Source organism: Streptomyces sp. NPDC057249 (assembly GCF_042669245.1).
GTDB lineage: Bacteria > Actinomycetota > Actinomycetes > Streptomycetales > Streptomycetaceae > Streptomyces.
In genome coordinates this window covers 12,142-26,313 of record NZ_JBHUXS010000010.1, presented here as the reverse complement: position 1 = coordinate 26,313, position 14,172 = coordinate 12,142, and the positions used below count along the sequence as shown (strand labels likewise).

Genomic DNA, 14,172 nt, shown 5'->3' with positions numbered 1-14,172 from the left:
CTACTCGCGATCGTCCGCGCTGGTGCGGCGGCGCCGCGAGATCAGGAACCCGCCACCTGCGAGGACCACGACCGCCACCACGATTCCGATGATCACACCGGTGGAGGAGCCGGAGCTGCCGCCGTCCGACGTGCCGTCACCGCCCGCCGGAACGGCCGACCACCAGCTCCAGTAGCCGTCCTGGCCGTAGATGTTCCCGGCCGCCTCGGGCATGGTCGTGATCGACTTGATCTGGTCGGTGCGGTACGCCTCGACCGCGTTCGGGTAGGCCATGACGTTCATGTACCCGGAGTCGTACAGCCAGGACTGCATCTGCCCGACGATCTCCGCCCGCTTCGCGGGGTCGTACTCGGCGAGCTGCTTCTTGTACAGCTCGTCGTACGACTTGTCGCAGATGAAGTTGTCGGTGGCGGCGCTCGCCTTGGCCTTGGTGGGCAGGGCGGCGCAGGTGTGGATGCCGAGGACGAAGTCGGGGTCCGGGTTGACCGACCAGCCGTCGAAGGCCAGGTCGTACTCACCGGCGTACCAGGGCACGGAGACGTCGTCCAGGCAGTCGACCTTCAGCCCGATGCCGAGCTTGCCCCACCACTCCTTCAGGTACTTGCCGACCGCCTTGTCGTTCGGGTCGGTGGCGTGGCACAGGATGCGCAGGTCGAGCGGCTTGCCGTCCTTGCCGACGCGCTGGTCGCCCTTGAGCTTGTAACCCGCCTCGTCCAGCAGCTTCGCCGCCTTGTCGGGGTCGTAGCTCAGCGCCTGGTCGGCGGAGGGCTCCCAGGCGTACGCCGAGAAGCGCGGCGGGATGTAGCCCTTGCCCTCGACGGCGTGCCCCTGGAACACCCTGTCGATGATCGTCTCGCGGTCGATCGACAGGAACAGCGCCTGGCGCACCCTCTGGTCGAGCAGCGCCTTGTTGCCGTTGCCGAACTTCTTGCCGTCCTTGGTGCGCGCGCCGGGGTTGGTGGCCAGCGCGTAGAAGCGGCGGCCGGGGCCCTCGTTGACCTTGATGTTCTTGTCGCCCTTGAGCGAGTTCGCCTGAGCAGGTGTCAGCGCGGGCGAACCGGCGACGAAGGAGACCTCACCCTTGCGCAGCGCGGCGACGGCGGCGTCCTGGTCCTTGTACGTCTTGAAGACCAGCTCGTCGAACTTGGGCGCTCCGCGCCAGAAGTCCTTGTTGGCCTTGAGCTTCACGTACTGGTCGACCTTGTAGTCCGTCAGGATGAACGGGCCGTTGCCGACGACGGGGAACTTCGTGTCGTTGTTGAACTTCGAGAAGTCGCCGACCTTCTCCCACACGTGCTTCGGCACGATCGGCACATCGAGCGCGGCCATGGTGGCCTGCGGCTTCTTGAGCTCGATGACCAGCTCGGTCGGGCTGGGGGCCGTGACCTTCTTGAAGTTGGTGACGAAGCTGCCGTTGGCCTGGGCCGCGGCCTCGTCGTCCATGATCTTGTTGAACGTCCAGGCGGCGTCCTCGGCGGTCGCCTGCTGCCCGTCGGACCACTTCGAATCGCTCCGAATGGTGTACGTCCACGTCAGCTTGTCGGCGGAGGGCTCCCACTTGGTCGCCAGGCCGGGGATGGCGTGGTTGTCCTTGGCGTCGTAGTTCGTCAGGAAGTCGTACATGAGCCGCGAGACGCTGGTGCTCAGCAGCTTCTGGGCGAGGAACGGGCTCAGGGAGTCGACGCTCTGCGCGACCGCGACGGTGAGTGTCTTGTTACCGCTGTCGGCGGCCTGCGCCTGCTGGGGCGCGGCCCCGAGGGGCATTCCCGGTACGACGGACCCGGCCGCGAGAGCGAGGGCGGCGGCACCGGAGGCCAGGAGCACCCGCAGACGTGAGCGTGGCGGGGCGGAGGAGGACGGAACTCTTACGACCATGGTCTGGGACCTCGTGTCATGACTCGCACGGGAAGGCGTGTTGAACTTCGGTTCGCCGGCTGGTGTTGCGAAGGTTTATCAGCGGTGGTCGAGCCGCGTCAACGGTCCCCGAAACGGCGTGTGGTCTGCGGATATGCCAAAAGGGTCCGCATCGCGGAGGCGATGCGGACCCTCATTGGTTCAGACCTCTGACGCCCTACTGCTGAGGCGCTGGCGGCGGCTGCTGCTGCCATCCGGCGGGCGGTACGGGACCGTGCAACTCGGGGTGTCCGGGCTGGTCGGCCGGGGGTTGCGGCTGGGCCGGTGGCTGCTGCCAGTTCTGCCCGGCGCCGGGACCCGGCTGCGGGGGGTAGGGCTGCCGGCCGTCGTGCGGCTGCTGCTGGTAGGGCTGACCGGGTTGCTGCGGCGCGTACGGCTGTCCGGGGTACTGGGGCTGACCGGGCTGCTGAGGATGCTGGGGCTGCTGGGAAGGCTGGGGCGCGTACGGCTGCTGGCCCGGGGCCTGCTGTCCGGGGACCGGCCGGCCCGGCAGCGGCGGCGCGTACTGCGGCGGCGGCCCGCTGCCGTCCGACGTCCACAGCCCCTGCTGCTGCTGGGCGCGCGCGAAGTCCTCGGCGACCAGGGCGGAGAGGTCGAAGTACGCCTCCCGGGTCTTCGGCCGCATCATGTCGAGGTCGACCTCCGCACCGGCCGACAGGTGCTCGTCGAACGGCACGACGACCACTCCGCGGCAGCGCGTCCGGAAGTGCTGCACGATGTCGTCGACCTTGATCATCTTTCCGGTCTCGCGGACGCCGGAGATCACGGTGATGGACCGCTGGACCAGCTCCGCGTACCCGTGCGCCGACAGCCAGTCCAGCGTCGTAGACGCACTGGACGCGCCGTCGACCGAGGGCGTCGAGACGATGATCAGCTGATCGGCCAGGTCCAGCACACCGCGCATCGCGCTGTACAGCAGACCGGTCCCCGAGTCCGTGAGGATGATCGGGTACTGCTTGCCGAGCACGTCGATCGAGCGCCGGTAGTCCTCGTCGCTGAAGGCCGTGGAGACCGCCGGGTCCACGTCGTTGGCGATGATCTCCAGTCCGGAGGGCGCCTGCGAGGTGAACCGCCGGATGTCCATGTACGAGTTGAGGTGCGGGATCGCGTGCACCAGGTCGCGGATGGTCGCCCCGGTCTCGCGGCGCACCCGCCGGCCCAGCGTGCCCGCGTCAGGGTTGGCGTCGATCGCGAGGATCTTGTCCTGCCGCTCGCTGGCCAGGGTCGCGCCGAGCGCGGTGGTCGTCGTGGTCTTGCCGACACCGCCCTTGAGGCTGATCACCGCGATCCGGTAGCAGGAGAGCACCGGCGTACGGATGAGCTCCAGCTTGCGCTGCCTCTCCTGCTCCTCCTTCTTCCCGCCCAGCTTGAAGCGCGAGGCACCGGAGGGGTTGCGGCTGCTCCGGGTCTTCTGCTTGCCCCGGATGAGCCGGTCGGAGGTGAGCTCCACGGCGGCGGTGTACCCCAGCGGCGCGCCGGGCCCGGACCGCGGGTCCCGAGGCGCGGGGGTGGGCCAGGAGGTACCGGCCCGGGGGTCGACGGGCTGCTGCGGCTGCGGCTCCGGCTGGACCTGCGCGGGGAGGTTCGGGGTGCCCGCGTCGGCCGCGGGGGCGGGGGTGCCCTGGGCCGGGGCCTGGGCGCCCTGCGGGAAGCCGTAGCCGCCCTGGGGCTGCTGCTGCGCGGACCAGGGAGCCTGCGACGGGGGCGCCTGCGGGGTCTGGGGCGCGGGCGGCTGCGGGCGCTGCGCCGGGAGGCCGGCGGCCGGGAGGGGCTGCGCGGGCTGGGGCTCCGGCTGGTGCGGCTGCGGTGCCTGCTGGGGGAAGCCGTAGCCGGACTGCGGGGCGGGCGGCTGGGGCTGGGGCGCCTGGGGCGGGGCGGGCTCGGGCTGCGGTGCCTGCGCCTGCTGGGCGGCGGCCGGCTGGAAGGCGGGCGGCAGCGGCGGGAGACCCCCCTGCGCGGGGGCGGCCGGTGCCCAGGGGGACGGCGAGGCGTCCTGCGGTGCGCTGTCCGCCGGTACGTCGCGGGGCGCCGCGTCCGGGGTGGCGTCGGTTACCGGAGCCTCGTCGTCCGGCTCGGCGGAGGCCGCCTCGCCGGAAGCCGCGCGGACCTCGTCGGAGGGCGCGGCGTCCGAGGGCGCGGAGTCCGAGGATGCGGCGTCCGCCGGCTCCGCGTCGTACGGCTTCGAGGTGTACGGCTTCGGGGTGTACGGCTCCGAGGGCGCGCCGGCCGACGCGGGGTCGGCCTTCTCGCCCTCCTCGCCGTCCTCGGCGGCGGGGGAGCTTCCCGCCGTGTCCGCGGGCTCCGGGGCGACCTCGGCCGCCTCGGGCTCGAAGTCGAAGACCCTCCCCAGGACGTCGTCCCAGGACTCCTCCGGCTCCGCGTCGGGCGTACCCGCCGCGTCGTCCGGAACGGCACCGGCGGCCTCGGACAGGTCGTCTCCGCCGCCGGCGGACGGCGCGTCGCCGCCCCCCGCCCCGGCGTCCGTCTCCGCCGCGCGCGCCGCGCGGTCCCGCTCCTCGATCTCCCGCTTCAGCGCGGAGGCCGAGAACCGCATGGTGGCGCCGCTGTCGAGGTCGCCGGTGTCCGGCGGAGCCGGGGTCCAGTCGGGGTCGAAGCCGCGCTGCGCCGGGGGCGGGGGGAGCGGCACCGGGTCCCCGCTCGGCGGCGGGGGCGATGCCGGCGGCGTACCGGCGCCGCCCAGGGAGTCGCCCGGCGCGTTCTGCGTGTACCAGGCGGGCGGGGTGTAGTCGATGGTGAACTCACCCGTCGTCTCGGCGGGCTCCGCGTCGGACGACTCGTCGACGGGCTTGTCCCAGCCCCCGCGCATCTCGTCCCGATCGCCGTTCACTTTGCCTCCTGGTGTGGTCGAGCACCCTTGTGCCGTGGTGGGTGGGGGCGTTCCCGTAACGCGAACCGCCCGGCTCTCCCCCTGGGACGCACATGGCCTGTCCCCAGGTTCTCCGCCGCGTCCGGACCCAGCCTAAACGCCATGGGCCCCGCCGAGGCAGGCCGTACAGCACCGCGCACCCTGTCCCGTACGTCACGTAGTGCACCCAAGTGGAGTGAGTGCGACGGGGAGTGAAACCCAAAGCGGTCAAACAGGCACAACCACACCGGTGATCCCGTCCGTCGCCCCCCGGAACGCACGCTCGCGGTCTCCCGGGCGTACGCCCGTCAGTCCACCCGGCGCGCGGCGCCCAGGAGCCCGGTCTCCGCGTCGGTCGCCCGGGTCGTCACCAGCCGGCTCTCCCGCCGGGTGCACCAGAGGGTGGCCCCGTCCGCCAGTGCGGGCAGCGCGCGGACCGCGCCGGCCGGCAGCCGCAGGAGACGCCCGGCCTCCTCCGCCTCGCCGGGTGACACCCGCTGCACGCCCACCAGCGACGCCTTCTCCGTCAGCGCGGGCGCGGCCGGTCCCAGATACGGCAACAGGGTCAGCACCGACTGCCAGGGGCCGGACACGGCCCGCCCGGGCGGCGGACGCATGCCGCAATCCCGTACGACGACGACCGGCGAGGCCGCCGAGGGGCCCATCGGCGGCACCCGGCCGACCTCGTGCAGTGCCACGCACCCGCTGCCACCGGCGGCCCGGACCAGGCTCCCCCAGGCGTGCGCCCGCCCCGTCTCCACCGCGATCCGCGCACCCGTCGCCGCTGCCCGCAGCGCGAGCACCTGTGCCGTCCACAGCCCGCCGACGAGCGTGACGTCGTACGGCGAAGGGCGGTTGAGCCCGAGAACGGCGGGGAAGCCCTCCTCGTCCACGCCGATCACCACCCCGTCGTCGCCCACCGGCATCTCCAGCGCGGCCAGCTGCTCGGGGCCGATGGTGTACCGCCGCCGGCGCGGACCGACCGGCCCGAACCCCAGCCGGCCCCGCACCCCTCCGGGCACCGCCGCCGTCACCGGGACCCGCCCAGCGGGAGCGTGGCGAGCACCCCGGGCAGCTGCTCGCGGTCCAGCCGCACGAGCGAGACCCGCACTCCGCGTGCCACACGCTCCAATGCGCGCCGCGCCGATCGCAGTTCGTCACCGGTGCGCGCGCTGACGCGCAGGTACCCCGCCGCCGCGACCTCCTGCCGGTCACCCCGCGCCAGCGTCAGGCTGAACGTCGTGGCCAGCGCCGGCACCGAGGTGAGCAGCGCGACCAGCCGGGGCATCGGCGCATCGGCGGAGCGCGGCCACCGGCGCACCCAGTACGCGGTGTGGCGGAGCCCGTCGCAGGTCCACGTCCGCGAGGTCTCCCGGGTGCGGCGGACGGTCCGCGGGGACCCGTCGGCACGCGGGGCCGTCGTGGCGTCCGCGCAGGCGGCGGCGGCGAGCGCGGCACCCAGCTCCTGCTCCGTCAGCACCGTCGCGCCGAACCCCGCCCCGGCCAGCCGGCCGGACAACTGGTCGGCCGCCCGCGACAGGCACCGCTGCGCCCCGGTCAGGCCGCCGCCCCGCATGCGCACGGCCTCCGGGCAGAGCTCCGGGTCGAGCGTCAGCGTGACCCAGGTGATCCGTACCGCCGGTGACCCCGTACGGGCCTGCAGCGGCGCGTAGTTGAGCGCGGCGATCGCGTCGCCGGGGAGGTGCGGGGCGGGGGCGGGCCGGGTGTGCTGCACGATCCGCGCCGATTCCAGGCGGATGCCGTCGACGTCCATCACGTCCCGGACGAGCCCCGGCGGCAGCGGCCGGACGGTCCGGTCCGCCCGCAACAGCGTGTCCTCCGCGTCCACCCGCACCACCACGGTGAGGTGCGTGTCGTCGCCGATCATCCCCACCGGACGCCGGTTCCGGTGCGTGAACGAACAGGTGCGCAGGGCCGGGGCGCACTCGTTCAGCGGGGCCACCGGCGACCAGGGGCCCGGACCGGGCGCCGGGGTCCGCGAGGCCGCCCGCCGGTTCCGCGCCCGGAACGCGACGACCGTGCTCAGCCAGGCCGGAAGGGAACGGCGGCGTCTGCGCACGACGGCGACGACCACGAGCAGCGCGGACGTCATCCCCGCAGGGCCCAGGAGCGCGGGCCCGAAGACCCGGGCGCACAGCAGGACCGCCACCGCCACTTCGAACAGAACCAGCTGTTGCAATCGAAAAGTGCCGATCGGTCCGGCCCGCCGGTTCAGACGCGCGCCGCCCCTGTCCGCCATCGTGCCCCGCCCCCGTCCGAGCCGTTCCGGCCCGCGTCGCACCCGTCCACCGAACTCTCCGCCGGAAGCGCACAGCGTACCGGGTTTCGGTCAACGCCCAGGTGCGGGCGGCATAGTGGTCGCCGACAGCGGGCAGCCCCGCGCAGCTGCGAGCGGTGCGCGCCCGCAGGTGTGCGGCGCGGGTGGAGAGGAAGGCGGGCCGGGCCATGGTGACCCGACGGGACGAGCTGAACGCGTACACATTTGCGAAGAGGCGGGCCCTGGCCGCCTTCCTTCAGCCCTCTCCGGACGGCACCGACGAGGGCGCCCCGCGCCCGCTGCGTGCCGTCCTCCCCGGTGTGCTCACCGGCGCCCTGCTCCTCGCCGGGTTCGGCGCGTACGGCATGTTCCGCCCGGTCGCACCCCAGGGCTGGGACCGCCCCGGCGCCAAGGTCGTCGTCGGCCGCACGTCGACCACCCGCTACGTGGTGCTGACCACCGGCCGGGGCGCCCATCGCCGTACCCGGCTGCACCCCGTCCTGAACCTCGCGTCCGCCCGGCTGCTGCTCGACCCCGGCGACTACGGCGTCGTCCGGGTCGCCGACGACGTCCTCGACGCGGGCAGGCCCCCGCGCGGACCGGTCATCGGCATCCCGTACGCCCCCGACCGGCTCCCCGGCGAACGGGACGCGGGCACCGCCAAACGGTGGGCCGTCTGCGTACGGCCGGGGGACGGGGGCACCGGTGTGCGGAAGGCCGGCTTCGTCCTCGCCGCCCGCGACCACCGGCTGACGGAGGGCCCGAACCGGCTCACCGGCGGCCAGGTCCTCTACGTCCAGGACCCGCACGGCACCCGGTACCTCGTGGACGCACGGGGCACCAAATACCGCGTGGACGAGCGGCCCGGCGACCTCGGACACCTCACCGAGGCCCTGGTCGGACGCGCCCGGCCGCGAGCCGTCACCGGAGACTGGCTCGCCACCCTGCACACCGGCAGCCCCGTCGCCTTCCCCGTCGTCCCGGGCGAGATCGGCGCCCCCGCCCGCGTCGAGGGCCACCTGTCCGCCCGCGAGAACCGGGTCGGCGCGGTGCTCCGGACCAGGAACGGCGCGGGCACCGCCTACCACGTGGTGCTCGACGGCCGGGTGCGCTCCGTCTCCGAGTTCACCGCCTGGCTGATCGTCAACTCCCCCCAGACCGCCGTCCTCGACCAGGCCGGCACCGCCTACCCGGCGGGGCTCCAGGACTTCGTGCCCGACCCGGCACCCTTCGCCGGCCAGGCCGCGCACTGGCCCGCCCGCAAGGCCGTCCGCGTCGACACCGCGCACCGGAGCACCGTCTGCTCCGTACTGCGCGCGACGGACGACCGGGGCCGCACCACCCTGAGCACCTGGGCCGGCACCACGTACCCCGCCGCCATCGGCGAGAGCGGCACCGGCACCTACGTCACCCCGGGCAGCGGGCTCCTCTACACCCAGGTCCGGGGCAGCCGGACCGGACCCGGGGGATCACTCTTCCTGGTGACGGACACGGGATTGCGGTACGCGGTTCAGGGGAACGGCGACGGCGGCCCCGGGCTCTCCGCGGGCAGCGCCCCGCCCGCTCCGGGGCGGGCCGGCGAGGCGCTGACCCGGCTCGGCTACGAGGACGTGGAGCCCGCCCGCGTACCGGCCGAGTGGTCGGAGTTCCTTCCCCGCGGCCCCCGGCTCGACACCGCGGACGCGCGCCGCCCGTATCGGACGGACCGCGGAACGCTCCGTCAACGGCCGTGACCGCTTCGTCGGATGGGGTGAGGTCGTTCCCCGTCCGCGCACCCGGTCCGGCGCCGCTGTCCGCAGCGGACACGCCGGGGCGGCGCGACCGGCGCCGCGCCGCCGCGACGCCCGGGAACGGACGCCGGACTGGCTAGCCTGAGCCGCCTCAACGGCCCAGAGAGAGGACCTCGTATGACCAGCCCCACGGGTGGATTCGCGCTCGCCGACGATCCTGTCGTCCAGGCCAGGAACAAGATCGTCCACACGGCCGAGGCGGTGTCCCGGCAGGCCCGTGAGCTGGCCGACGTCCTCGCGACGGTCGGGGCCGGCTGGACCGGCGCGGGCGCCTCGGGGTTCACCTCGGCGCAGCTCGTGGTCAACGAGGACCACGACGAGATCCGGCGCCTCCTCGGCGTACTGCTCAACGCCGTCGACGGCACCAGGAACCTCAGTAACGCGAACGACGAGGAGGTCCGCGCGGCCTTCAAGGCGGTGCGGGAACCGGCCTCCGCCGGCGGCGGCTCCGCCCTGAACGGCGTCTGAGACCGGCGCCGTCCCCGACACGAACCAGAGGAAACCCGATGGGGTACGACCCGCACACCAAGGTCCGGTACGAGAGCGTTCAGGAGGTCGCCAACCGCATCCGCGCGGTCTCGCGGAACATCTGCCGGGATCTGGAGGAGATGGACGGCGCGCTCAAGGTCGTCACCGACACCTGGGACGGCCAGGCGCACGCCGAGTACGTGACGCTCCAGCACAAGTACCGGAACAAGGCCGACCACATGAGGGCCCGGCTCGACGAGGTCGCGCGGCTCGTCGAGAGCGGCAAGGACCACTACCGGGCCACGGACCTGCGGTCCTCACGCCTGTTCACCGAGGCCTACTGACCGGGGCGCGCCGACGATCCGGACCCACGGGGCCCGGACGTACGAAGGGGCACGTTCACCCGAACGTGCCCCACAGGAACCCGTCGACGGCTACGGAAGGTCGAACTCGCCGTCCCGCGCGCCGAGGACGAACGCGCGCCACTCGGCCTCCGTGTACCTGAGCACCGTGTCCGGGTCCAGAGAGGACCGCATCGCCACCGCGCCGCCGGGAAGGTGCGCGATCTCGACACGCTCCTCCTCCTGCTCCGTCCCGGGAGCACACAGCCATTCCACCCCCGAGATGTCGAGTGCGTACAGCTCGTCCTTCTCCGCCTGCGTGCCCATCGTGATGGCTCCTTTCCCTGCCTGGCTCTGCACGGCACCGTACAGGCAACACGGCGGCCGGGGACCCGCTCCTCCGAACCCGTGACCCGCCCGGACGCTCAGCCCCGTTCGGCCAGCCAGCCGGTCTGCACGAGGCTCTGCCCGCCGCGCCGGGTCGCCATGCGCGCACGCCCCGGCGGCATCGGACGGGCCCGCACCGAGCCGACCAGATCGCCCTCCCCGGGATCGCCCGACAGCACGACCCCCTGTGCGCCCAGCTCCTTGATCCGCTGGAGGAACGGTTCGTACATCGCACGGGACGCGCCGGCACTGCTGCGCGCGACGACGAAGCGCACGCCGGTGTCCCGCGCGAACGGCAGGCAGTCCGCGAGAGGGCCGAGCGGGCTGCCCGTACCCGTCGCGACGAGGTCGTAGTCGTCCACGACCACGAAGATCCGCGGCCCCGTCCACCAACTGCGCTCCCGCAACTGCCGGGGCGTGACGTCCGCCGGAGGCCGTCGCCGCGCGAACACCCCGGCCAGCGCCTCCATATGCGTCGCGAGCGCGTCCGGCGTCGGCGCGTACTCCAGCAGATGACTCTCCGGCAGGGCGCCCAGCAGCCCCCGCCGGTAGTCCCCGACGACGAGCTTCGCCTCACCGGGGGAGTAGCGGCGGGCGATCTGCCGCGCGAGCAGCCGGAGCAGAGCGGTCTTCCCCGATTCGCTCTCCCCGAACACCAGAAGGAAGGGATCGGCGTCGAAGTCCACGAACACCGGCTCCAGATCGGCCTCGGCGATGCCGATCGCGACACCCCGCTCCGGGAACTCGTCCCCCTTGGGCAGCCGTTCGGCGGGAAGCACGGCGGGCAGCAGCCGTACGGGCGGGGCCGGCGGCCCCGCCCAGTCCGCCCGGATGCGCCCGGCCAGGGCCGCCGTGCGGTCCGGGAGACCGGCCGCGTCCTCCACCGGGCCCAGGCACGGCGCCGCGGCCAGGAAGTGCAGCCCCTCCGCCACCTGGCCCCGGCCCGGCACCCCGGCGGGCACCCGCGCGGCGACCCGCCGGTCGAACTCGGAGTCCGACACGTCACCGAGCCGCAGTTCGAGCCGCCCCGTCAGCTGGTCCTTCAGCGCGGCCCGCACCTCCGCATAACGGGCGGCGGTGAGCACCACATGCACCCCGTACCCCAGACCCCGGGCCGCGATGTCGGTGACGACGGGCTCCAGCTCCTCGTACTCCGTACGGAAACCGCCCCAGCCGTCCACGACCAGGAAGACGTCACCCCACGCCTCACCGGGCAGACCGCCCCCGGCCCGCTCGCGCCGGTACGCGGCCATGGAGCCGATGCCCCGGGCACGGAACACCTCCTCGCGCGCCCGCAGCACCCCTGCCACCTCCGCGACCGTACGCCGCACCCGCTCGGCATCCAGCCGCGAGGCGACCGAGCCGACGTGCGGCAGGCCCGACAGCGAAGCGAGCGCCCCACCGCCGAAGTCCAGGCAGTAGAACTGGACCTCAGCCGGGGTGTGGGTGAGCGCGAAGGACATGACCAGGGTGCGCAGCACCGTGGACTTGCCGGACTGCGGCCCGCCGACCACCAGCATGTGCCCCGCCGCCCCGGAGAAGTCCTGGAACAGCACCTCGCGCCGCTGCTCGAACGGCTTGTCCACGAGCCCCAGCGGAACGGTCAACCCGCCGCGTCCGCCGTCCCCCGCGACAGTGAACCCGCGCTCCGGGTCCGTACCGAGCTCCGGCAGCAGCGCGTCCAGACCCGGCGCCCGGTCCAGCGGGGGCAGCCACACCCGGTGGGCGGGCACGCCCCGCCCTTCGAGCCGCCGCACCACCACATCGAGCACGGATTCCGCGACCGCGTCGTCCCCGTGCACCTCCGCCACGGACACGGGCGCAGACACCGGCAACGGCACCGGCAGCGCGCTGAACAGCGCCGCCGAGAGACCGCCCGGCCCCTCCCCGGCAGCCCGCCCCGGCCCACCCGGCCGGTACGCCCCCGAGACGTACGCCGCTTTGAAACGGGTCAGCCCTCGCGTACCGGTCTTCAGGAACCCCGAACCGGGCAGCGGCGGCAGGTCGTACGCGTCCGGCACACCCAGCGCGGCCCGCGACTCCTCCGCCGAGAACGTGCGCAGCCCGATCCGGTACGAGAGATAGGTCTCCAGGCCCCGCAGCCTCCCCTCCTCAAGCCGCTGGGACGCCAGCAGCAGATGCACGCCCAGCGAACGGCCGATGCGCCCGATCCGGATGAACGTGTCGATGAAGTCGGGCTGGGCGGTCAGCAGTTCGGAGAACTCGTCGATGACCAGCACCAGCGTCGCCAGCGGTTCGAGCGCGGCGCCCGCCGCCCGGGCCCGCTCGTAGTCCTGGATGCCGGCGAAGTTGCCCGCCGCGCGCAGCAGTTCCTGACGCCGCTGGAGCTCGCCGCGCAGCGCCTCGCCCATCCGGTCGACCAGCGCCAGGTCATCGGCCAGATTCGTGATGACGGCCGCCACGTGCGGCATCCCCGCCATCCCCGCGAACGTCGCCCCGCCCTTGAAGTCGGCGAGCACGAAGTTCAGCGTTTCGGAGGAATGAGTGACGGCGAGACCGAGCACCAGCGTCCGCAGCAGCTCGGACTTCCCCGACCCGGTCGCGCCCACACACAGCCCGTGCGGCCCCATCCCGTCGAGCGCCGACTCCTTCAGGTCGAGCACCACCGGGACACCGTCCTCGCCCACCCCGAGGGGCACCCGCAGCCGCTCCGCCACCGGCCGGGGCCGCCAGGTCCGCTCCACCTCCACCGCACCCGCGTCGCCCAGGTCCAGCAGATCCGTGAAGTCCAGCGCGGCCAGCAGCGGCTCGTCCCCGTCCCGCCCACCGGCCCGCAACGGAGCGAGCCGCCGGGCCAGCGCCTCCGCCGCCGGCAGCGAAAGACCGTCCGGCACACCCACCCCGCACTCCGCCTCCAGCACACCGGGGCGCACCCGCACACACAGCGCACCGCGCGGCCCCTCCGCCTCACCCGGGGCCACCTCGACGAGCGTCACCCCCTCCACGCCCCCCGCCGTACCCAGCACCGAACCCGGAGCCACCCCCGCCCCGTCCAGCACCACAACGACATGCGGCCGGTCCGCCACCGGCGCCCCCTCCGGTACGAAACGCCCCCGCCCCGCCAGCAGCGCGCCGAGCAAGGGCTCCAGCCCAGCCGTATCCCGCGCGAACAGCCTCTTCGTACCCGCACCGTCCACCTCACCGGGCACCTGGACATGCGGCAGCCACTTCACCCACTCCCAGCACGCCGCCGCATCCCGCGCGGCCACCACCGCCACCACCAGGTCCCGGGGCGAGTGCAACGTCACCAGCTGTGCCACCAGCGCCCGCGCCGCCGCCCCGACCGGCTCGGCCGGCCCGCTCAGCCGCACCCGGTACGCCTCCCGCAGCGGAACGCACAACGGCAGGCCGTCCAGGGAGCCGTGCACCGCCACGAACCGCCGCACCGCGTCCGCGCACACCGGCTCCGGCTCACCCGGAGCGTGCTCCGGCACGGCCAGCGGCGTCGCCAGCCGCTGCCTGCCCAGCCCGATCCGCACCACCCCGAAGTCCGCGTCGCCGGGCCGCCGCTCCCACACCCGGCTCCCGCCGGCGACCACCGCCCACAACTGATCGGGAGCGGGATGCGTGAACAGCAGACCGTCGCGCTGGAGCCGCGCCGTCCGCCGCACCGCACGCCGGGCCCGCGCCAGCCGGGCGAGATGATCGCCCCGCGCGTCCGCCGTCCGACCCTGCGTACCGCGCCGGTACCGCACCACCTGGGCCACCACCATCGCCAGCGTCGACACCAGCATCAGCACACCCATGATCCGCATGAACGGCGGCGCCTGCGGCGAGAAGAAGAACACCACCGACGACGCCATGCCCAGCACCGGAAGAAGCTGCATCAGCACCCCCTCCCGCTGCCCGCGCGGCAGCACCGGAGGAGGCTCCAACAACACCTCCTTCGAGGGAACTTCCGGGGGCAGCAGACGGGGCGGACGCTTCACGACGATCTGACTCACCGGTGCATCGATCCTTGGGTGCGGAGGTGTGCGGGCCGAGGCGGAAAGGGGAGGAGCGCACCGGCGCGTGCGCACATCGGAGAGACGCCCCCCGCCCCGAAGCGCCCGTGATCCTACGCACTGTCAGCCTTCGCCCCGATCCGCCCGATAGGGTGGCCCGCCC

Annotated in this window: 9 protein-coding genes; 3 read left to right on the top strand and 6 right to left on the bottom strand. The window is 73.8% G+C overall.

Translation table 11 applies throughout. The features are described 5' to 3' along the window. The 4 genes from ACFUJY_RS19755 to eccE form a co-directional block, all read right to left on the bottom strand. Positions 1-1,875: an ABC transporter substrate-binding protein gene (locus tag ACFUJY_RS19755; RefSeq protein WP_383301114.1), complete on the bottom strand. Its 1,875-nt coding sequence runs from the start codon at positions 1,873-1,875 to the stop codon at positions 1-3. Between the two features lie 196 nt (positions 1,876-2,071). Then, a complete protein-coding gene (locus ACFUJY_RS19750; RefSeq protein WP_383301111.1) occupies positions 2,072-4,762 on the bottom strand; it encodes an SCO5717 family growth-regulating ATPase in 2,691 nt (896 codons plus the stop codon). Between the two features lie 326 nt (positions 4,763-5,088). Beyond that, positions 5,089-5,814 carry a hypothetical protein gene (locus ACFUJY_RS19745; RefSeq protein ID WP_383301108.1) on the bottom strand — a complete coding sequence of 242 codons (726 nt, stop codon included), beginning with the start codon at positions 5,812-5,814 and terminating at the stop codon, positions 5,089-5,091. Continuing rightward, complete coding sequence (gene eccE, locus ACFUJY_RS19740) at positions 5,811-6,980, bottom strand: type VII secretion protein EccE (protein ID WP_383301105.1); 1,170 nt, start codon at positions 6,978-6,980, stop codon at positions 5,811-5,813. The genes ACFUJY_RS19745 and eccE overlap by 4 nt, the downstream gene beginning before the upstream one ends. 266 nt (positions 6,981-7,246) lie before the next feature. Here eccE and eccB point away from each other — a divergent pair, with 266 nt between their 5' ends. The 3 genes from eccB (at position 7,247) to ACFUJY_RS19725 (ending at position 9,660) form a co-directional block, all read left to right on the top strand. Then, positions 7,247-8,791, top strand: coding sequence for a type VII secretion protein EccB (gene eccB / locus ACFUJY_RS19735; RefSeq protein WP_383301103.1), 1,545 nt, complete (start codon positions 7,247-7,249; stop codon positions 8,789-8,791). A 174-nt stretch (positions 8,792-8,965) separates the two neighbouring features. Beyond that, positions 8,966-9,316, top strand: coding sequence for a hypothetical protein (locus tag ACFUJY_RS19730; protein ID WP_383301100.1), 351 nt, complete (start codon positions 8,966-8,968; stop codon positions 9,314-9,316). A gap of 38 nt (positions 9,317-9,354) precedes the next feature. Then, positions 9,355-9,660: a WXG100 family type VII secretion target gene (locus tag ACFUJY_RS19725; RefSeq protein WP_383301097.1), complete on the top strand. Its 306-nt coding sequence runs from the start codon at positions 9,355-9,357 to the stop codon at positions 9,658-9,660. Positions 9,661-9,750: 90 nt separating this feature from the next. Here ACFUJY_RS19725 and ACFUJY_RS19720 read toward each other — a convergent pair whose 3' ends face one another. Both ACFUJY_RS19720 and eccCa read right to left on the bottom strand, forming a co-directional pair. Continuing rightward, positions 9,751-9,984: a DUF397 domain-containing protein gene (locus ACFUJY_RS19720; RefSeq protein WP_361029265.1), complete on the bottom strand. Its 234-nt coding sequence runs from the start codon at positions 9,982-9,984 to the stop codon at positions 9,751-9,753. A 98-nt stretch (positions 9,985-10,082) separates the two neighbouring features. Beyond that, on the bottom strand, positions 10,083-14,009 hold the full coding sequence (gene eccCa / locus ACFUJY_RS19715) for a type VII secretion protein EccCa (RefSeq protein WP_383301093.1): 3,927 nt from the start codon (positions 14,007-14,009) through the stop codon (positions 10,083-10,085). Between the last annotated feature and the right edge of the window lie 163 nt (positions 14,010-14,172).

Bases quoted from the DNA above. Each gene is read 5' to 3' on its own strand.
- ACFUJY_RS19720 (WP_361029265.1), bottom strand. From the start codon at position 9,984: ATGGGCACGCAGGCGGAGAAGGACGAGCTGTACGCACTCGACATCTCG.
- eccB (WP_383301103.1), top strand. From the start codon at position 7,247: ATGGTGACCCGACGGGACGAGCTGAACGCGTACACATTTGCGAAGAGG.
- ACFUJY_RS19755 (WP_383301114.1), bottom strand. From the start codon at position 1,875: ATGGTCGTAAGAGTTCCGTCCTCCTCCGCCCCGCCACGCTCACGTCTG.
- ACFUJY_RS19730 (WP_383301100.1), top strand. From the start codon at position 8,966: ATGACCAGCCCCACGGGTGGATTCGCGCTCGCCGACGATCCTGTCGTC.
- ACFUJY_RS19725 (WP_383301097.1), top strand. From the start codon at position 9,355: ATGGGGTACGACCCGCACACCAAGGTCCGGTACGAGAGCGTTCAGGAG.